The sequence below is a fragment of the Frankia sp. EI5c genome, assembly GCF_001636565.1.
In the GTDB taxonomy this organism is placed as follows: Bacteria; Actinomycetota; Actinomycetes; order Frankiales; family Frankiaceae; genus Parafrankia.
This window is the reverse complement of record NZ_LRTK01000007.1, coordinates 281,964-300,998: the sequence shown is the minus strand read 5'-3', so window position 1 is coordinate 300,998 and position 19,035 is coordinate 281,964. Positions and strand designations below refer to the sequence as shown.

The 19,035-nt window shown below is 73.0% G+C and carries 17 protein-coding genes and 3 pseudogenes; 17 read left to right on the top strand and 3 right to left on the bottom strand.

What is annotated here, in order from left to right; genetic code table 11:
* The 4 genes and pseudogenes from UG55_RS32970 to UG55_RS28240 form a co-directional block, all read left to right on the top strand.
* Positions 1-116, top strand: a pseudogene (locus UG55_RS32970) (NADP-dependent oxidoreductase); the annotation flags it as partial.
* Between the two features lies 1 nt (position 117).
* Positions 118-215, top strand: a pseudogene (locus tag UG55_RS32965) (NADP-dependent oxidoreductase); the annotation flags it as partial.
* A gap of 209 nt (positions 216-424) precedes the next feature.
* Positions 425-640, top strand: coding sequence for a hypothetical protein (locus UG55_RS29390; protein WP_066064062.1), 216 nt, complete (start codon positions 425-427; stop codon positions 638-640).
* Entirely contained in the window at positions 637-1,128 is a 492-nt protein-coding gene (locus tag UG55_RS28240; RefSeq protein ID WP_128422866.1) for a toll/interleukin-1 receptor domain-containing protein, read from the top strand. Before UG55_RS29390 ends, UG55_RS28240 begins: the two co-directional genes overlap by 4 nt.
* 65 nt (positions 1,129-1,193) lie before the next feature.
* Here the strand turns inward: UG55_RS28240 and UG55_RS06335 are convergent, their stop codons facing one another.
* From UG55_RS06335 to UG55_RS06325, 3 genes are all read right to left on the bottom strand, one after another.
* The gene (locus UG55_RS06335) at positions 1,194-2,393 is read right to left on the bottom strand and encodes an acyl-CoA dehydrogenase family protein (RefSeq protein WP_066064253.1); all 1,200 of its coding nucleotides are present in this window, start codon (positions 2,391-2,393) and stop codon (positions 1,194-1,196) included.
* Positions 2,394-2,503: 110 nt separating this feature from the next.
* On the bottom strand, positions 2,504-3,652 hold the full coding sequence (locus UG55_RS06330; RefSeq protein ID WP_066064059.1) for an acyl-CoA dehydrogenase family protein: 1,149 nt from the start codon (positions 3,650-3,652) through the stop codon (positions 2,504-2,506).
* Between the two features lie 11 nt (positions 3,653-3,663).
* Positions 3,664-4,509 carry an amidohydrolase family protein gene (locus UG55_RS06325; protein ID WP_066064248.1) on the bottom strand — a complete coding sequence of 282 codons (846 nt, stop codon included), beginning with the start codon at positions 4,507-4,509 and terminating at the stop codon, positions 3,664-3,666.
* 257 nt (positions 4,510-4,766) lie between these two features.
* Here UG55_RS06325 and UG55_RS06320 point away from each other — a divergent pair, with 257 nt between their 5' ends.
* The 13 genes and pseudogenes from UG55_RS06320 to UG55_RS06265 all read left to right on the top strand — a co-directional run bounded on the left by UG55_RS06320 (position 4,767) and on the right by UG55_RS06265 (position 19,019).
* Entirely contained in the window at positions 4,767-6,425 is a 1,659-nt protein-coding gene (locus tag UG55_RS06320; protein ID WP_066064056.1) for an AMP-binding protein, read from the top strand.
* Positions 6,422-7,882: an aldehyde dehydrogenase gene (locus tag UG55_RS06315; protein ID WP_066064053.1), complete on the top strand. Its 1,461-nt coding sequence runs from the start codon at positions 6,422-6,424 to the stop codon at positions 7,880-7,882. Before UG55_RS06320 ends, UG55_RS06315 begins: the two co-directional genes overlap by 4 nt.
* Before the next feature lies 1 nt (position 7,883).
* Positions 7,884-8,978, top strand: coding sequence for a TIGR03857 family LLM class F420-dependent oxidoreductase (locus UG55_RS06310; protein ID WP_066064050.1), 1,095 nt, complete (start codon positions 7,884-7,886; stop codon positions 8,976-8,978).
* A complete protein-coding gene (locus UG55_RS06305) occupies positions 8,975-10,183 on the top strand; it encodes an oxidoreductase family protein (protein ID WP_083986479.1) in 1,209 nt (402 codons plus the stop codon). The genes UG55_RS06310 and UG55_RS06305 overlap by 4 nt, the downstream gene beginning before the upstream one ends.
* Positions 10,184-10,286: 103 nt before the next feature.
* Positions 10,287-11,084 (top strand): coniferyl-alcohol dehydrogenase, encoded by a 798-nt coding sequence (locus UG55_RS06300; protein WP_066064047.1) that lies wholly within the window; start codon positions 10,287-10,289, stop codon positions 11,082-11,084.
* 122 nt (positions 11,085-11,206) lie between these two features.
* Positions 11,207-12,397, top strand: coding sequence for an amidohydrolase family protein (locus UG55_RS06295; RefSeq protein WP_066064044.1), 1,191 nt, complete (start codon positions 11,207-11,209; stop codon positions 12,395-12,397).
* A gap of 41 nt (positions 12,398-12,438) precedes the next feature.
* The gene (locus UG55_RS06290; protein WP_066064041.1) at positions 12,439-13,620 is read left to right on the top strand and encodes an acyl-CoA dehydrogenase family protein; all 1,182 of its coding nucleotides are present in this window, start codon (positions 12,439-12,441) and stop codon (positions 13,618-13,620) included.
* 86 nt (positions 13,621-13,706) lie between these two features.
* Complete coding sequence (locus tag UG55_RS06285) at positions 13,707-14,990, top strand: acyl-CoA dehydrogenase family protein (protein WP_066064036.1); 1,284 nt, start codon at positions 13,707-13,709, stop codon at positions 14,988-14,990.
* 147 nt (positions 14,991-15,137) lie between these two features.
* The gene (locus tag UG55_RS06280) at positions 15,138-16,364 is read left to right on the top strand and encodes a cytochrome P450 (RefSeq protein ID WP_066064032.1); all 1,227 of its coding nucleotides are present in this window, start codon (positions 15,138-15,140) and stop codon (positions 16,362-16,364) included.
* A 1-nt stretch (position 16,365) separates the two neighbouring features.
* Positions 16,366-16,610 (top strand): annotated as a pseudogene (locus UG55_RS32960) (nuclear transport factor 2 family protein); the annotation flags it as partial.
* 1 nt (position 16,611) lies between these two features.
* The coding region (locus UG55_RS32955) for a nuclear transport factor 2 family protein (protein ID WP_242423804.1) at positions 16,612-16,815 on the top strand (204 nt) is incomplete at its 5' end.
* 122 nt (positions 16,816-16,937) lie between these two features.
* Positions 16,938-17,324, top strand: a complete 387-nt coding sequence (locus tag UG55_RS06270) for a nuclear transport factor 2 family protein (protein ID WP_313954583.1) — start codon at positions 16,938-16,940, stop codon at positions 17,322-17,324.
* 51 nt (positions 17,325-17,375) lie between these two features.
* Complete coding sequence (locus UG55_RS06265; protein WP_066064026.1) at positions 17,376-19,019, top strand: AMP-binding protein; 1,644 nt, start codon at positions 17,376-17,378, stop codon at positions 19,017-19,019.
* Positions 19,020-19,035: the final 16 nt, after the last annotated feature.

Here is a 19,035-nt window from a genome sequence, read left to right as displayed (position 1 = left end):
CCCTCCCGGTCTCCCCGCCCGCCGGTGTCCCCGTGAGGGCCATGCACTTCGTGGCGCGCAACGACACCAGCCAGCTCGCCGCCCTCGTCAAACTCGTCGACGCCGGCACGGTCCGCNTCGACGTCGCCGCCACCCGCCCCCTCGCCGACCTCGCTGCGGTGCACCGCGACGCCGAGTCGAACCACACCCGCGGAAAGATCATCATCGTTCCGTGAACGGAGCCCTCGATGGCCCCCTCTGCCTCTCCGAGACCGAGAGCCGCCGCGCGCGGTGAATCACCAAGATCCGAGGCGGGGCGCGTTCAACTGCGCGCCGGCCCGGGTCTGGCGGCGGATCGCGTTCAACGACGCGCACTCCCCGATCCCCGGGCGGCTGCGGGCGGCCGGGGTGTACGACAGCGGCGCCGGTGGGTCGCCGGCCCCCCGTGCTGAGAGAGCTGGTCGCCGCCCGCGGCCTCGGTATGATCGTCAAGGTGCCTGCTGGCAGGCACCGCCAGGCGGGCGCCCTGGTCGCCGAAGGCACTCAGGGCGATCAGTCGGTGGTGGGTGGACGAGCTTCCGGCGGCCGCCACGGCTTCCGGCGGCTGCGGCGCCTGGCCGCCTGGGAGGCGGTAGGCCGTTGGGGGGAGCGCCCGTGGTGAGTGAACAACCGTCAGCCGGCGACGGGTGGGATTTCTTCGTCTCGTACACCGGTGTGGACCGGCAGTGGGCGGAATGGATCGCCTGGTGCCTGGAGGACGCGCATTACTCGGTCTACATCCAGGAGTGGGACTTCGTTCCCGGCTCGAACTGGATGAACATGATGACGCGGGGAATCCAGCATGCCAGGCGCACGATCCCGGTGCTCTCCCACGCCTACCTGGGCTCCGTGTGGGGAAGGGCCGAATGGCAGGCTGCGCTGCGCCGCGACCCCGAGGGATTCAAACGCCAGGTGATCCCGTTGCGGGTCGAGGACTGCCCCCCGCCCGAACTGCTGGCAACCGTGGTCTCCGTCGACCTGTTCGACCTGCCCGAGGACGAGGCCGCGCGGCGTCTCCTCGCCGCCGTGGACGCGGCTCTCGGGCGCAGGACGAAGCCCACCGCGAAGCCGGTCTTCCCACCCGCGCGGGCGGCGGGCACCCCCGGCTGACCGGGTAGCCCGCTACACCGGTCGGGCCCGCCAGCTCTGTCAGACGTGTCAGATCGTTCCCAGCCTCAGCGGGGGAGGCCGAGGCCCCGTTCGGCGATCGCGTTGCGCTGGATCTCGTCCGTGCCCCCGCCCAGGCGCAGGCCCGGGGCGAACAGCAGCCGTTCGAGCCAGGGGGCCGACACCGGGTCGTCGACGACCGTCGCGGCCAGGCCGAGAATCGTGGTCGCCGCGTCCGCGCTGAGCCGGGCGTGTTCGGAGTAGAGCAGCTTCGTCGTCGGCCCGGCCGCGGCGACGGTGTGACCGGCGGCGATCCGTGCCCGCAGCAGGTCCAGGGTGCGTTCCCGGATGGCGGCCTGGGCCAGCAGGTCGCGCACGCCCGGGTCGTCGGCGCAGCCGAGCCGCAGGGCCAGCCCGACGAGCTGGGCGGCGGAGCGTGCGCTGGTGCCGCCGCCGATCGCGGCGCGTTCGCTGGCGAGCATCGTCCGCAGGACGGCCCACCCGTCGCCCCGACCGCCGATCAGACCGAGCTCGGGAACGAAGGCGTTGTCGAGGAACACCTCGTTGAAGTGGTACGCCCCGGACATCTGCCGCAGTGGACGGATCTCGACGCCCGGCTGCGTCATCGCCAGCACGAAGCAGGAGAGCCCCGCGCGCCCCTCCTCCCGGGTGCCGGTCCGCGCGATGAGCAGCGCGTACTCGCTGCAGCCCGCGTTGGACGTCCACACCTTCTGCCCGGTGACGGACCAGCCGCCGTCCACCGGTGTCGCTCTCGTCTGCACACCGGCCAGGTCGGAGCCGGCGCCCGGCTCGGACAGCAACTGGCACCAGCTGTGCTCACCGCGCAGGATCGGCGGCAGGAACGTGACGCGCTGCTCGTGGGTGCCGTGCCGGAACAGCACGGCGGGCACCATCTCCAGGCCGACGGCGAACATCTTCGTCGACACGCCCCACCGGGACTGCTCCTCGACGACGACCTCGTCCTGCCAGGCCGGGGCGCCGTGACCGCCGTACTCCGGCCGCCAGGACCGGCCGGCCAGACCGGCGTCGAAGAGCCTGCGCTGCCAGGCGCGGGTGACGCTGATCGCGTGCTGTTCGGATTCGTGGTACTCCCGCGCCGTGCGGGCGCTGACGATGTGCACCGCGGAGAAGTCCTCGGGTGATCCCCGGCGCGGCGCGTTGGCCGCGAACCACTCGTGGACCCGGGCCTGGAACTCCGCCCGCCCCTCCTCGGGGCCGCCGGCGGCCGGTGCGGACGGATTCGGCATCGGGTTCTCGCCTCCAGTCGTGTTCGGGACGGCTTCGCCCGCCGCCTCGCGCCGGGCGTCGCGCCGGGCGTCGCACCGGGCATCGCGCCNGGCTTCGCGCACCGTCCGCCTCACCCGGTCCGGGCGGCGACCTGCTCGGTGATCAGCAGCTGGGCGAGCCGCTGTCGGTGGTGCGCCGCGTGGCCGAAAAGCTGCCGGGAGCTGTGCGCCCGCTTCAGGTACAGGTGCGCCGGGTGCTCCCAGGTGAAGCCGATGCCCCCGTGGACCTGGATGTTCTCGGTGGCCGCGTGGACGTAGACGTCACCGCAGCAGGCCTTGGCCAGGCTTGCCGCCGCGGGCAGTCCGGCCGGGTCGCCGTCGGCGGCCCACAGGGCGTGGTAGGCGGCGGAACGCGCGGACTCGACGCCCAGGTGCAGGTCGGCGAGCTTGTGCTTGACCGCCTGGAAGGCGCCGATCGGCCGGCCGAACTGGACTCTGGTCTTCGCGTAGTCGACCGCTTGGTCGAGCACCCGCGCGGCGCCGCCGGCCTGCTCCGCGGCGACGGCGACCGCCGCCAGGTCGCCCACCCGCGCCAGCGCGGGCCAGGCCGCGCCGTCCTCGCCGAGCAGCCGGGCGGGGGTGGCGTCGAAGGTGAGGTCGGCGAGGCGGCGGGTCTGGTCGAGAGTGGCCCGCGGCGCACGGATCAGCCCGGGCGCACCGGGGCCGGCGGCCACGGCGAAGAGGCTGAGACCGGCCTCGGTGCGGGCCGCGACGAGCAGCAGCGACGCGGTTTGCCCGTCCAGCACGAATGCTTTCTCGCCGGAGAGCGCCCAGCCGCCCGCGGTGCGGGTGGCCGTGCAGGTGATGGCGTCGGGATCGTCCCAGCGGCCCGAGGCATCGGTGAGCGCGAGGGTCGCCGTCATCTCACCGGCGGCGAGGCCGGGCAGCAGATCGGCGCGGGCGGCCTCGTCGTCCACTCCGAGCAGGGCCGAGACGGCGAGCACGACGGTCGACAGCAGCGGGGCGCACAGCAGCGAACGCCCCGCCTCCTCCAGGACGATGCCCAGCTCGACGAAGCCGCAGCCGGCACCGCCGTACTGCTCCGGCACGGCCAGGCCGGCGATTCCCAGCTCACCGGCGAACCGGCGCCAGACGCCCGGGTCGTAGCCGTCGGACGTCTCCATGAGACGCCGCACCTCGGACTCCGGTGAGGTCCGGTCGAGGAAGTCGCGCACCGTCCGCCGCAGTTCGTTCTGCTCCGCGGAGAAAGCGAGGTCCACGCGTGTTCCTCTCAGCTCGCGTCGGTGAGGCCGAGGACGCGGGCGGCGTTCTCCCGCAGGAACTTCGGCCACACCTCCGCTTTCAGGGGGACTCCGGGAAGCTCCGTCATGATGCGGTCCAGGGACAGCCCCATCGGGAAGTAGCCGCCGTAGAGGACCCGGTCCGCGCCGCGGGTGTTCGCGTACTCGATGATGTTCGCCGGGTAGTAGCGCGGCGAGAAGGCGCTGGTGGAGTAATAGAGGTTCGGCCATTTGAGCATCAGCTTCACCGCGAGGTCGGTCCAGGGCTCCGCGCCGTGGCGCATCACGAAGACGAGCTCGGGGAAGTCGTACATCACCTGGTCGACGCGCTCGACATGCTGCACCATCGACGGCACCCGCGGCCCGGCGACGCCGACCGTCACGAAGACTGGCAGGCCGAGTTCGACGCATTTGGCGTAGATCGGGTACATCTGCGGCGCGTCGATGGCCACCTGCGGCGAGACCCCGTGCGGGAACAGCGAGACGGCGCGGACGCCCCACTGCTCGTGGACGCGGACGAGCTCACGGATGCCGTCCATGCCGCGGTTGGGGTCGCAGGTCCAGGAGCCGACGAACCGCTCCGGGTGGTCGGTGAGCGCCCGCCGCGCGGCCTCGGTGTTGGCGCTCAGGCTGATCAGCGCGACGTCGACACCGTGCCGGTCCAGCTCGCCGAGCACCACGGCGACCGGGTCGGCTTCGCCGTCGGCATGGCTCGCGGGAACGTCGTGAAACATGTAGGACGCCGGCATGACGAAGTCCTCCCGCGACTCCCGGTCCCGCAGCGAGGCGCGGATCTGCCGGTAGAGCGCGGCGGGGTCCTGGGGGAGCCCGACCATCGTGTCGATCACGCCGATGCCGAAGGGCCCGGTGTGGTCGGTCGCGTCGGGGGGCGGGAGCGCGGGAGCCACCTTTGACACCTTCCCGTGGCATGGCTGGATCGGAGCCGCGCTCACGATAGCCGCCAGCCAGTCTCGATGTCGACATCGATATCGAGGTGCGTTACGCTCGGAAACCGAACATCCCATCCCGGACCGTCCACGTCCATCACGGCCGGAGGGGCCCCCGCGCACCGCCCGACGAGGCTGGAGGGCACATGTTTCCCAGCACCTACGCGGCCTCCGATCCGGACCGGCCCGCCGTCGTCATGGGCCGCGGTGGGGAGATCATCACCTACGGCGAGCTGGCGGAGCGGTCCGCCCGGCTGGCGCGGCTGCTGGCCGACCGGGGGCTGGCGGCCGGTGACACCGTGGCCCTGCTGGCGGAGAACCACCCGCGTTTCCTGGAGGTGCTGTGGGCGGCGGTGCGCTCAGGTCTGTACCTGACGGCGATCAACCGGTACGGCACGGCTGAGGAGATCGCCTACATCCTCCGCGACTCGGCGGCGTCCGCACTGGTCACCACCGCGAAGCTGGCCGCTGTGGCCGGCGCCGCCGTGCGGGACGCCCCGGGCTGCGCCACCCGGCTGCTGATCGACGACGTCACGGAGCACCCCACCCCGGCCGAGAGTCCCACCCCGGCCGAGAGCCTCGCCTCCGCCGAGGGGTTCGACTCCGCCGAGGGGTTCGACTCCTACGAGGCGGCGATCGCCGCGGTGCCGGCGGAGGTCCCGGCGGGCCGCCCGTGGGGCGAGCTGATGCTCTACTCCTCGGGCACGACCGGGCGCCCCAAGGGGATCCGGCGCCCGCTGCAGGACCCCGCCGACGCGAAGGTCATCGTGGCGAAGGGCGCGCGGATGTGCCGGACGCTCGGCGGCATGAGCGAGCGGTCGGTGTACCTGTGCCCGGCGCCGCTGTACCACGCCGCCCCGCTGGGCTGGGTCCGCGGCGCGCACGAGCTCGGCGCCAAGGTCGTGATCATGGAGAAGTTCGACGCGCGGGAGCTGCTGGCGCTCGTCGAGCGCGAACGGGTCACCCACCTCCAGGCGGTCCCGACGATGTTCGTCCGGCTGCTGCGGCTGCCGGCGGAGGTCCGCGGGAGCTACGACCTGTCGAGCCTGCGGCGGGTCCTGCACGCGGGCGCTCCCTGCCCCGTCCCGGTGAAGCGGGAGATCATCGAATGGCTCGGCCCGATCGTGACCGAGTACTACTCGGGCACCGAGGGCGCCGGCATGACGGTGATCTCCTCCGCCGAATGGCTGGAGCGCCCCGGCTCCGTCGGCAGGTCGGCCCTGGGCACCATCCGCATCTGCGGCCCGGACGGTGCGCAGCTGCCCGCCGGGGAGACCGGCTCGATCTACTTCGAGCGGGAGGACACCGTCTTCGAGTACCACAACGATCCGGCGAAGACCCGGTCGGCCCGGCACCCCGTGCACCCGAACTGGCTGTCCTTCGGTGACATGGGCTATGTCGACGGCGACGGCTATCTCTACCTGACCGACCGCAGCGCCTTCACGATCATCTCGGGCGGGGTGAACATCTACCCCGCCGAGATCGAGGGCTGCCTCGCGGTCCATCCGGACGTCGCCGACGTGGCCGTGTTCGGCCTGCCCGACCCGGAGATGGGGGAGTACGTGCACGCCGTCGTGCAGCCGGCCGAAGGCGTCACGCCGACACCGGAGCTGGGTGAACAGCTGCGGGCGTACGTCCGGCGGCATCTCGCGGGGCCGAAGGTGCCCCGGATCGTCGACTTCGCCGACCGGCTCCCGCGGCTGCCGACCGGCAAGCTCTACAAGGTCCCGCTCCGCCAGCAGTACCTCGACCGCCTGGCGGCCGGGCAGCCACCGGCGGCGGACAGGTCAGGAGGAGCGCGGTGAGCGCGCACGACGAGCTCTACATCGACGGGGCCTGGACCACGCCCGCCAGCCCGGAGCTGTTCGAGGTGATCTCCGCCGGCACGGGGGAGCGCATCGGCACCGTGCCCGTGGGCCAGCGCGCGGACATCGACCGCGCGGTCGCGGCGGCCCGCGCCGCCTTCGACACCGGCCCCTGGCCGCGGCTGGACCCGGCCGAGCGCGGCGCGGCGATCGGCCGCCTGTCGAAAGCGCTGCAGGCGCGCTCCGAGGAGCTCGCCGTCACGATCAGCCAGGAGAACGGCACCCCGATCGGGATCGGCCGGCTGGCGCAGGTGCTGATGTCGACGATGACGCTGGACTACTACGCCGGGCTCGGGTCCGACCTCACCCTCACCGAGACCAGGGCGGGCATGCTCGGGCCGGCGGTCGTGCGCCGGCGGCCGGTCGGGGTGGTGGGCGCGATCGTCGCCTGGAACGTGCCGCTCTACCTCAGCGTGCTCAAGCTGGGACCGGCGCTGCTCGCCGGCTGCACCGTCGTGCTCAAACCGGCACCGGACGCGCCGCTGTCGCTGCAGTTGCTCGCCGAGGCCGCGGCCGAGGCCGAACTGCCGCCCGGGGTGCTCAACGTCGTCCCGGCCGAGCGGGAGGTCAGCGAGTACCTGGTGACACACCCCGGCGTCGACAAGATCTCGTTCACCGGGAGCACGGCCGCCGGGCGGCGCATCGCGGCGCTGTGCGGCGAGCGGCTGCGCCGGGTCAGCCTTGAGCTCGGCGGCAAGGGCGCGGCACTCGTGCTGCCGGACGTCGACCTGGACGCCGCCCTGCCCGGCGTCCTGCAGTACGGGTTCATGCTGAACGGGCAGGCCTGCGTGGCGCAGACCCGGATCCTGGCGCCCCGTGAGCGGTACGCGGAGCTGGTCGAGGCCCTGCTCGCTCGGGTCGCCGCCCTCAGGGTCGGCGATCCGCTGGACGAGGCGACCCAGCTCGGGCCGCTGGCCGGCGCACGGCAGCGGGAGCGGGTCGAGGAGTACATCCGGATCGGCCGGGACGAGGGTGCCCGGCTGGCTTTCGGCGGCGGCCGGCCCGCCGGGCTGCCGGGCGGCGGCTTCTACCTCGACCCGTGCGTCTTCACCGATGTCGACCCCGGGATGCGCATCGCCCAGGAGGAGATCTTCGGCCCGGTGCTGACCGTCATCCCCTACGACACGGTGGACGACGCGGTCGCGATCGCCAACGGCACCCGGTACGGGCTGGGCGGGACGATCTGGACGTCCGACGTCGCCGCCGGGTACGCCCTGGCCGACCGGATCGAGGTGGGCGTGCTCGGCGTCAACATGTTCATGCTGGACAACACCGCGCCGTTCGGCGGGGTCAAGGACTCCGGGCTCGGCCGCGAGCTGGGGCCGGAGGCGCTGGCGGCCTACCTGGAGTACCAGACCGTCAGCCTGCCCGCCGGCGCCGCCGTACCGGGAGTGTGAGATGACGACATCAACCCAGGACACGCTGACCGAGCTGGGTTTCTACACGCTCGCCGGGCACAGCGGCAGCCCGCGTGACCTCGTCGACGAGGTGCGCCGGGCCGAGCGGCTGGGAATCGGCTCCGCGTTCGTCTCGGAGCGGTTCAGCACGAAGGACGCGGCGGTGCTCGCCGGCGCCGCGGGCGCGGCCAGCGAGACGATCGGCATCGCGACCGCGGCGACGAACCACAACACCCGCCACCCGATCGTGACCGCGACGATGGCGACCACGATGCACCGGCTCACCGGCGGGCGGTTCGCGCTCGGGCTCGGCCGCGGTTTCGACGGCCTGTTCAAGGCCCTGGGGCTGCCCCCGGTCACCAGCGCGCAGCTGGCGGACTTCGCCGGGCTGATGCGCCGGCTGTGGCGGGGCGAGCTGGTGCTCGGGCACGACGGCCCGGCGGGCAGCTACCCCTACCTGCACCAGGACCGGGACTTCGACGAGAACATCCCGATTCTGATCGCCGCGCTCGGTACCCGCACCCTGGAGCTCGCCGGCCGGTGCCTGGACGCGGTCGTCCTGCACACCTTCTACTCGGACGCCGCCGTCACCGAGGCGCTGGCCGCTGTCGCCCGGGGGGCGAAGTCGGCGGGGCGTGATCCGGCGAGCGTGCGGGTGTGGTCGGTGCTCGCCACCGTCAGTGACGAGATCCCCGCGGACCGCCGGCTGCTGAAGACGGTCGGCCGGCTCGCCTCGTACCTGCAGGGGTACGGCGATCTGCTGGTCCGGGTCAACGACTGGGACCCGGCGGTGCTGGAGCGCTTCCGGGCCGACACGTTCGTCCGCGGCTTCCGGGGTGCCTTCGACGCCAAGGCGACCCCGGCGGAGCTTGCGCACCTCGCGACACTCATCCCCCCGGAGTGGCTGGCGACCAGCGCCACCGGCACCGCGCGGCAGTGCGCCGAGGCCGTGGCCCGTCAGTTCGACCTGGGCGTGACGGGTGTGATCATGCACGGCGCGACCCCGGCGGAACTGGCGCCGGTGGTCGAGGCCTACCGCGGGATCCGTCCGCGGAATGTGCGCGGCCTGCCGGCGAACCCCGGGTGGGCGGTATGACCGGCGGTACGCACGACCTGGTCGGCGCCCAGCCGGGGTTCGCCGTCGGCGCGGCGGAGATCGTCGACGATCCCGCCGAGATCACCGCGGCCTTGATGACCGGCGTCCTGCGGGCGGGTGGCAGCGACGCCGAGGTCACCGGCGTGCGTTTCGAGCCGGTCGGCACCGGCCAGACCGCCGTCAGCTACCGCTTCCACCTCGACTACGCCGGCGACCCCGGTGACACCGCCGGGCCGGCGGGCGTGGCTCCGGCGGGCGTGGGTCCGGCGAGTGCGGGTCCGGCGAGTGTGGTGGTGAAGATGGCCGCCGGTGCGCCCGACGTCCGCCGGCGGTTACGCAACGGCTTCCGGAACGAGGTCGGCTTCTACAGCCACTTCGCCCACCGCGCGCTGATCCGGATGCCGCGGTGCTGGAGCGCCGCGCTCAGTGGCGACTCGCTGCGCTTCACCCTCGTGCTCCAGGACGCTTACCCGGCCCGGGCCGGCAGTCAGCTCGCGGGCTGCACCCCGGCGCAGGCGACTCTCGCCGTCCAGAACCTCGCCGGTCTGCACGCGCCGTTCTGGAACGACGAGCACCTGCGGGACGACGCGGAGTGGCTGGCACGTCCCGGCGACAGCGGGCTGGCCTACCTCGGGAAGGTGGCGACCGCCGCCGCGGACGGCTTCACCGGGCGCTACCGGGAACAGCTCGGGCCGCGGGATACCGAGACCCTGCTGCGGGCGGCGCGGCTCGTCGCCGGCTGGGGACGGCACACCGCCACCCGCCACACGCTGCTGCACGGCGACTACCGGCTCGACAACCTGCTGTTCGCCGGTGACAGCCGTGGCAGTGGTGGCTCCGGCGACAGCGGCGCCGATGTCCTGGCCGTCGACTGGCAGACGGTCGAGGCCGGGTTCCCCGGGCGCGATCTCGCCTACTTCGTCTCCACCGCCCTCGCGCCGGCCGACCGGCGTACCCACGAAGCCGCGCTGGTCGCCGCCTACCACCAGCGGCTCGTCGAACACGGAGTTCCCGGCTACACCGTGGACGACTGTTTCGAGGACTACCGGCGCGGGATGCTGCAGGGGCCGTTGATCACGATGATCGGGTGTGTGTACGCGAGTGCCGCGCCGACCGAGAGCTCCGACCGCATGTTCCTGTCCATGGCCGCGAACGCCTGCGCCGCGATCCAGGATCTGGGAGTCCTCGACCTGCTCGCGTCCTGACGCGCCCGCGGCCCGCGGCCCGCGGCCCGCGGCCGGCACCAGCACCAGCACCGGCACCGCGTCGTCCGGTCGGCGCCCAACCGATTTCCACGATGGAGGTCCCGTGGCACATCCCTTCAGCTACCAGGGGAAGCGGGTCGTCGTCACCGGCGGTGCCTCCGGTATCGGCGCGGCCCTGTTGGACGTGCTCGCCGAGCTCGACGTCGCGGACGTCACCGTGGTCGACCGGCAGCCGCCGGACGGCAAGGTCGATCGCTTCATCCGGGCCGACCTGTCCTCACCGGCGGGCGTCGACGCCGCGCTCGCGGAGATCGAGGGGCCGGTCCAGGTCCTGTTCAACAACGCCGGGGTCGCCGGTACGCAGCCGGCGCCGGTGGTCTTCAGCGTGAACTACCTGGCGGTGCGGCGGCTGACCCAGGGGCTGGCCGGGCGGATGCCCACCGGCGGCGCCGTCGTCATCACCTCGTCGATGGCGGGCATCGGCTGGCCGGCGCACAAGGACGAGCTGCTCGGGCTGCTGGCGATCGACGACTGGGACGAGGCCCTCGGCTGGCTGGACACCCATCCCGAGCACGCGGCCGACGCGTACGCGCTTTCCAAGCAGTGCACCCAGCTCTACACGATGTACGCGGCCAGGGCGGCCAGCTGGGCGAGGACGCGGATCAACAGTGCCTGCCCCGGCCCGGTGAGCACCCCGCTGCTGCCCGACTTCCGCCGCACCATGACCGACGAGATCATCGACTGGTCGGTCCGGCAGGGCAACGGGCGGCCGGCCACGCCGACGGAGGTCGCGCAGGTCCTGGCCTTCCTCGGCTCGGACGCGTCCGGGTACCTCAACGGCGTGAACGTCCCGGTCGATTCGGGCCTGCAGGCCGCGCTCGTCACGGGGCAGACTGACTAGATCGCGCCGCGCCTCCGCCCGCCCTCTCCGGCCGCCGACCTCGTCCGTTGTTGTCGACATCGACGTCGACCTCGATACTCTTTTCGGAGCGCGTGCACAGTGATCGGGATGCGAGGTGGATCGTGACCAGTCCGGCGGCCGAACCGTGGATCTTCGACTTCGACAACCACTACTACGAGGCCGAGGACGCCTTCACCAGGTACCAGGACCCGACGCTGCGCAACCGCGGTGTCCGCTGGGCCGAGGTCAACGGCCGGCGCCGCCTGCTCGTGGGGGGCACGCTCAACTCCTACATCGCCAACCCCACGTTCGACCCCGTGGCGAAGCCCGGCGCGCTGTTCGACTGGTACCGCGGCAACCCGCGCCAGCAGATGATCAAGGACGCCTTCGGCGAGCTGGAGCCGCTGCGCCCCGAGTACCGCGACCGGGCGAGCCGGCTGCGGGTGATGGGCGAACAGGGCCTCGCCGGCATGCTGCTGTTCCCGACCCTCGGAGTCGGGCTCGAGGACGCGCTCCGGCGTGACCCCGACGCCGCCGGCAAGGTGTTCCGCGCGTTCAACCGGTGGCTGGACGACGACTGGGGCTACCGGTACGAGGGCCGCCTGTTCGCGGTGCCCTACGTCCCGCTGCTCGACCCCGCGTTCGCCGTCGAGGAGCTGCGGCGGCTGATCGACGCCGGAGCCGTCGCCGTCAACGTCCGCAACGCGCCGGTGCCGGTGGCCGGGGGCTACCGATCGCCGTTCGACCCGGGGTACGACCCGTTCTGGGGCCTGGCCGCCGAGGCCGGCATCGCCGTGGCGACCCACGCCGGCCTCGACGGCTACGACGCCCTGGTGCAGATGTGGGAGCCGGGCGGCGAGGAGACCTCGCTGTTCCGCTCCCCGCTGCGCGGCATCGTCACGAAGGGCCGGGCGGTCAGCGACTTCTACGCCGCCGCGGTCTGCCACGGGGTCTTCGACCGCTTTCCCGCCCTGCGGTTCGCCAGCGTGGAGAACGGCGCCTCCTGGGTCCCCGAGCTGCTGCACCGGCTGGACGACGCCGCCAACCGCAATCCGGGCTACTTCCGGGAGCACCCGCGCGACACCTTCGGCGAGCACGTGTGGATCACGCCCTTCTGGGAGGACCACATCGACGAGCTCATCGCGGATGTCCGGGTCGACCGCCTGCTGCTCGGGTCCGACTGGCCGCACGCCGAGGGCACCCGCGAACCCGTCGACTTCCTGACCGATTCGCTGGCCGGACTGCCCGAGAAGGACGTCCGGCGCGTGGCCCGCGACAACGCCCTCGACGTCCTGCGCATCTCGCTCGCCTGAGCCGCCGCGGACGCGGCGCGGATGAACGACCGGAGGAATGCATGAAAGTGGGACTCACCGCCGACCAGGAACTTCTGGTCGGCACGACCCGGAAGTTCCTGCAGGCGAGCGTGCCCGGCGAGGTGCTGCGCGAGCTGCGGCACGACCCGCGGGGGTACGCGCCGGGCTACTGGCGGACCGGGGCCGAGCTGGGGTGGGCGTCGCTGCTGGTGGCCGAGGAGCACGGCGGCGGGAGCGTCAGCGGCGAGGGCCTGCGCGACCTGGCGCTCGTCGCGTACGAGTTCGGCCGCCACGCCGCGCCCGGCCCGCTGCTGGGCGGCAACGTCGTCGCCGCCGCGCTGTCCGCAGCGCTGTCCGCGTCCGGCTCCGGGGCGACGGGGGCCGACCCCGCCGGCGGCGCGGCGCTGGAACGGATCTGTGCGGGCGAGGCCGTCGCGGCCTGGTGCGTGAGTGAGCCCGCGCCGCACGACGGGCTGGGCGAGGTCACCGCGACCGCCGCGGCCGCGGGGGCGGAGTGGGTGCTTTCGGGCGTGAAGGCCCCGGTGGAGCACGGCGCCCAGGCCGACTACTTCCTGGTCACCGCCCGGACCGGGGACGGCCTGACGCAGCTGCTCGTGCCCGCCGGCGCCGACGGCGTCACGGTGACGCCGCTGCGCACACTCGACCTGACCCGCCGCTTCGCCCGGGTGGACTTCCGCGACGTCCGGCTGCCCGCGGCGGCGGTCGTGGGCGTGCCCGGCGGGGCGTCCGCCGCGCTGGAGCGGCAGCTGGCGATCGCCCTGGTCATCCAGACCGCCGAGATGGTCGGGGCGATGGACCGGGCGTTCGAGCTGACGGTCGCCTGGGCGGCCGACCGCTACTCCTTCGGCCGGCCGCTGGCCTCCTACCAGGCGCTGAAGCACCGGTTCGCCGATCTCAAGATGTGGCTGGAGGTGAGCCACGCCCTCGCCGACGCGGCCGCGGCCGCCGTGCAGGGCGACGCCGAGGATGCCGCCGAGCTGGTCAGCTCGGCGAAGGCCTACATCGGGCACCACGGCCCCGAGCTGTGCCAGGACTGCGTCCAGCTGCACGGCGGCATCGGCGTGACCTTCGAGCACGACCTGCACCTCTACCTGCGCCGGACGGTCGTCGGCAGCGCGCTTCTGGGCACGCCTCGCGAACACCGCCTCCGGATCACCAGCATTCTCGAAGCCAGGGACATCGCACGGAGGGCCGCGGCGTGAGCGTTGGGGGAGCGGAGGCAGGTAGCGCAGCCGAGACGGGCGGCGCAGCCGAGACGGGCGGCGCAGCCGAGACGGGCGGCGCAGCCGTGGCGGGCGGCGGCATCGAGTCGGTCGAGGAGTTCCGGCTGCGGGCCCGCGGCTGGCTGCGGGAGAACATGCCGCGGTCGGCGCCGGGCGCCACGGGGCGGCTCGTCGTCCGGCCGGACGAGGAGGAGCTGGCCGAGGTCGCGCAGGACCGCCGGCTGCAACGGTTGCTGTTCGACGCCGGGTTCGCCGGCCTCTGCTTCCCGAAGGAGTACGGCGGCCAGGGGCTGACCCGGGAGCACGCCGAGGCGTTCAACGAGGAGCTCGCCGGCTACCGGTACCCGTCGCGCCTGCAGGTTCCGACGATGACGCCGTGCGCCGCGGTCATCCTGGAGTTCGGTACGCACGAGCAGAAGGCCGCCCACCTCCCGGCGATCCTGCGGGGGGAGGAGCTGTGGATGCAGTTCCTGTCCGAGCCGGGGTCGGGGTCGGACGTCGCGGGCGCGAAGACGAGCGCGGTGCGCGAGGGCGACGAGTGGGTGCTCAACGGCTCGAAGATCTGGACGACGGGTGCCTGGTGGTCCGACTGGGGGCTGTGCCTGGCCCGCACGAACTGGGATGTGCCCAAGCACCGCGGGCTCACCGTGTTCATGCTGCCGATCCACCAGCCGGGGATCGAGGTCTCCCGGATCGAGATGCTCGACGGCAACAAGGAGTTCTGCCAGGAGTTCCTGACCGACGTGCGGGTGCCGGACAGCGCCCGCATCGGCGAGGTCGACGACGGCTGGACGGTCGCCACCCGCTGGCTGTTCCACGAGCGTTCGTTCAGCTCGTCCCCGTTCGCCCTCCGGCCCGCCGGTGACGTGGAGACGTACGGCGATCCGGGCGGCGGGCTGCTCCAGCTCGCCGAGCGGGCCGGGCGGCTGGCCGACCCGTCGGCGCGGGAGCTGGTGGGCGAGGCGCACCTGCTGCGGACGGCGATGCACGCGCTCGACCAGCGGCTGCACGCCGTCATCAGCGAGGGGAAGGCGACAGAGCAGCTGGCGGCGGTCGGCCGGCTCATGCACGGCGTCACCATGGGGCGGCTGGCGACCATCGGGTTCGAGCTGGCCGGCCCCGCCGCGGTGGCGGCCGAGGAGGGCGAGGACTCCCTCGGCGGTCTGGGCACGAGCTACCTGCTGCGCCAGATCGCCTCGATCGGTGGCGGCACGACGGAGGTGGCCCGCAACGTGATCAGCGAACGGGTGCTGGGGATGCCGCGGGAGCAGGCGCTGGACCGCAACGTGCCGTACCGCCAGGTGCGGACGGGGCCGTCGTCCGGCGGCGCGGCGAACGCCCGCTCCTGACCCCGAGGGCGCCCGCGCCGTTCCCGACCGTGCTGGCGCACCCCTGTTGTCAAACTCGACATCGATGTTAATGTCGGGCGACGGCGGGCGGTTCGGGCGCGGTTCGGGCGCTCTGCGCCGCGGCCGGTGGATGTCGAGGAGACAAGCATGGATATCGCGGCGGCAGCCAGCGTCTTCACCGATCCGCGGGCTTACGCGGACGACGCGCGTTTCCGCGCCGCGACCGCGCTGCTGCGCCGCGAGTCGCCGGTGCACCTCGTCGAGCACGAGCGGTTCAACCCGTTCTACGCGATCACCAGGCACGAGGATGTCATGGCCATCTCCCGCGCCTCCGACATCTGGCTGAACGCGCCCCGGCCGGCACTCGGCCCCAAGGCCAAGGACGCCGACCGGGAGAAGATCCCCATCCGCTCGCTGGTGCAGATGGACGCGCCGGACCACCCGGTCTACCGGCACGTGAGCGCCGACTGGTTCAAACCGGCCGGGGTACGCCGGCTGCGGGACCGCATCGCGGAGCTGGCGAAGCGCTATGTGGACCACATGGCCGACCTCGGCGGCGAGTGCGACTTCTTCCGGGATGTCGCCGCGCACTACCCGCTGTATGTGATCCTCTCCCTGCTCGGGCTGCCCGAGGAGGATTTCCCGCTGATGCTGCGGCTCACCCAGGAGCTGTTCGGCGCGGACGACGAGGAACTGGCCCGCGGCGGCGACAAGAGCGCGCAGATGGCCGCCCTGATCGACTTCTTCAACTACTTCCAGGCGCTGATCGCCGAGCGCCGGGCCAACCCCACCGACGACCTGGGCTCCGTGATCGCCAACGCGACGATCCGCGGCGAGCGGATCAACGAGCTGGAGGCGGCCGGGTACTACACCCTGATCGCGACGGCGGGGCACGACACCACCAGCGCCGCGCTCGCCGGTGGTCTGCACGCCCTGGTGGAGAGCCCGGGGCAGTGGCAGCGCCTGGTCGACGACCCGTCCCTGGTGCCGACCGCGTTCGACGAGATGATCCGCTGGGTCTCCCCGGTGAAGCAGTTCATGCGCACCGCCACCGAGGACACCGAGGTACGCGGGGTGCGGATCGCCGCCGGCGAGTCGGTGCTGCTGTCCTACCCGTCGGCCAACCGCGACGAGGACGTCTTCGACAACCCGAACTCCTTCGACGTCGGGCGGTCCCCGAACCGGCACGTCGCCTTCGGGTTCGGCGCGCACTACTGCCTGGGCACCCACCTGGCCCGGCTGGAGGGCCAGGCGCTCTACGCCGAGCTGATCTCCCGGGTCCGCTCGATCGAGCTGGCCGGGACGCCCGAGTACATGGAGGCGATGTTCGTCGGTGGGCCCAAGCGGCTGCCCGTCCGCTACACGATGGCCTGACATGGGCGGGCCGCAGACGGGCGGGCCTTCCGCCGGCAGCGCCGTCGCCGACACCCTGGCCGTGCAGGCGACGCTGGCCCGCTACTGCCACCGCTGCGACGACGGCGACCTCACCGGGCTGCTCGCGCTGTTCACACCGGACGCCGTGTTCACCTTCGGCCGGCTGGTAGCCCGCGGCACCGAGGAACTGCGCACGTTCTTCCAGCGCACCCAGGGCCGCTCCGAGCTGCGGGGCAAGCACCTGACNTTCAACCTGGACGTCTCCCCGGCGGGTGACACGGCCCGGTGCGTCTCGGACTTCGTCTTCCTGCGCCCCGGCGCCGCCGGCCCGGTGCTGGATCTCGCCGGCCGCTACCACGACGAGCTGCGCCGGGTCGACGGCCACTGGCGGATCGCCCGGCGCGACGCGCTGACCCTGGACCCACCCGGCACGGCGGCGAGCCCGGCGTGACGCCCCCGGCAGGAGGAGCTCCGATGTCGTCCACTCCAGCGGTTCCCCNCCCCGCGCCAGCCNCCCCGCCGGCCCCGTCGTCTCCGCCGGCCCCGTCGTCTCCGCCGGCCCTGCCGTCCCCGGTGGACCAGGTGGCGATCGCGGATCTGCTGGCCCGCTACTGCCTCACCCTCGACCTCGACGACGTGGATGGCTGGGTTAGCCTGTTCACCGAGGACGCCAGCTACCAGGTGTACGGGCGCTCCTTCGACGGGCACGACGGCCTGCGCGCGATGATGAGCGCCGCGCCCGGCGGCCTGCACCTGGGCGGCCCGCCGGTGATCGAGATGCGCGGCCCCGACACCGCTCGCACCACGCGCAACCTGCTCTTCATCGACCGTGCGGACGGCGTCCCCCGCAGCGCCGTGTACACCGACGAGCTCGTCCGGACGTCCGACGGCTGGCGGATCAGCGGCTGCCGGTGCCGGTTCATCACCCCGGACGGCCTGGCGGACCGGCCCCCGCGCTGAGGTCGAGGCCGAGCCGAGAGGGAGATAAGGCCGAGCCGAGAAGGAGATCCCGTGCCCCGCTGGGAGAGCAGAAAGATTCCGGACCAGCTGGCGGAACAGTGGCGGCGCCTGGGCCGGTGGGACGGCACCACGATGGGCGAGCGGATCAACGAGGCGCTCGTCGAGCACGCCGAGCAGATCCTGCGAATCCACTCGCTGGAGAGGCCGTGGGAGGGGACGTTCGGCGAGCTGCGCACGCGGGCGCTGGCACTGGCCGGCGGGCTGTCGGCGCGCGGCGTGCGGGAGGGCGACGCGGTCGCCTTCCAGCTCCCCAACTGGGCGGAGGCCGCCGTCGCCTTCTACGCCAGCACCTTCCTCGGCGCCGTGGTCGTGCCGATCGTGCACTTCTACGGCCCGAAGGAGGTCTCCTACATCCTGCGGCGCACCGAGGTCGCCGCCTTCGTCACGGCCGCGCGCTTCGGCCGGCGGGACTACCTGGATGATCTCGAAAGTGTCTGCGCGCGGGCCCCCTCGCTGGCGGTCGTCGCCGTGGTCGGGGTCGGGGCGGGCGGGGGCCCGCTGCCCGCGGGCGCGGTGCCGTTCGAGGAGCTCGAACGCGGCCCGTCGTTGGCCCGCCCCGCCGTCCCCAGCCCCGACTCGCCGGTGCTCATCGCCTACACCTCCGGGACGACCGCCGACCCCAAGGGCGTCATCCACTCGCACGAGACCCTGGGCGCGGAGGTGCGCCAGCTCGGCGGAACGGAGGCCAACGGCGGGCTGCCGTCGCTGGTCGGCACGCCGGTCGGCCATTTCATGGGCATGATCGGCTCGCTGCTCATCCCGGTGCTGCGGGGTGCCCCCGTCAACCTCATCGACGTCTGGGACCCCGCCCGGGTGCTCGCGACCATGCTCAGCCACCACCTGACGGCCGGTTCCGGGGCGACCTACTTCCTCACCAGCCTGCTCGACCATCCGGACCTGACCGACGAGCACCTGCGGTACCTGCGCTTCGCCGGGCTGGGCGGCGCCACCGTGCCCACGGCCGTCACCGCGAAGGCGAAGGCCGCGGGAGTGTCGGTGGTGCGCATGTACGGCTCCACGGAGCATCCGTCCGTCACCGGCTCGCGCCACGAGGATGACGAGCGGCAACGGCTGCGCACCGACGGCCGCCCGCTCGACGGCGTCGAACTACGGCTGCTGGACGACGACGGTCGGCCCGTAGCCCCGGGGCAGCCCGGGGAGATCTGGACCCGAGGGCCGGACTGCTGCGTCGGCTACACCGATCCCGAGCTCACCCGGGCGGCCTTCGACGCCGACGGCTGGTACCGCACCGAGGACATCGGGGTCCTCGACCGCGACGGCCGCCTGACGATCACCGACCGGAAGAAGGACGTCATCATCCGCGGCGGGGAGAACATCAGCGCCGCCGAGGTCGAGGAGCTCCTGCTCAGGGTGATGCCCGAGGTCCTGGAGGTGGCGGTGGTGGCGGTGCCCGACACCCGGCTCGGCGAACAGCCCTGCGCCCTGCTGCGGCTGGCGCCGGGAACGCCCGCCCCCGGGGTCGGGGCGGTGCGCGAGCTGCTGGCCGCGGCTGGGCTGGGCCGGCAGAAGTTGCCCGAGTACGTCGAAACCGTCGACGATTTCCCCCGTACCTCCACCGGCAAGATCATCAAAGCGGAGATCAGGCGGCGGACCGCGGCGCGATACGCCAGCTGAGCCCGCAGCCCGCAGC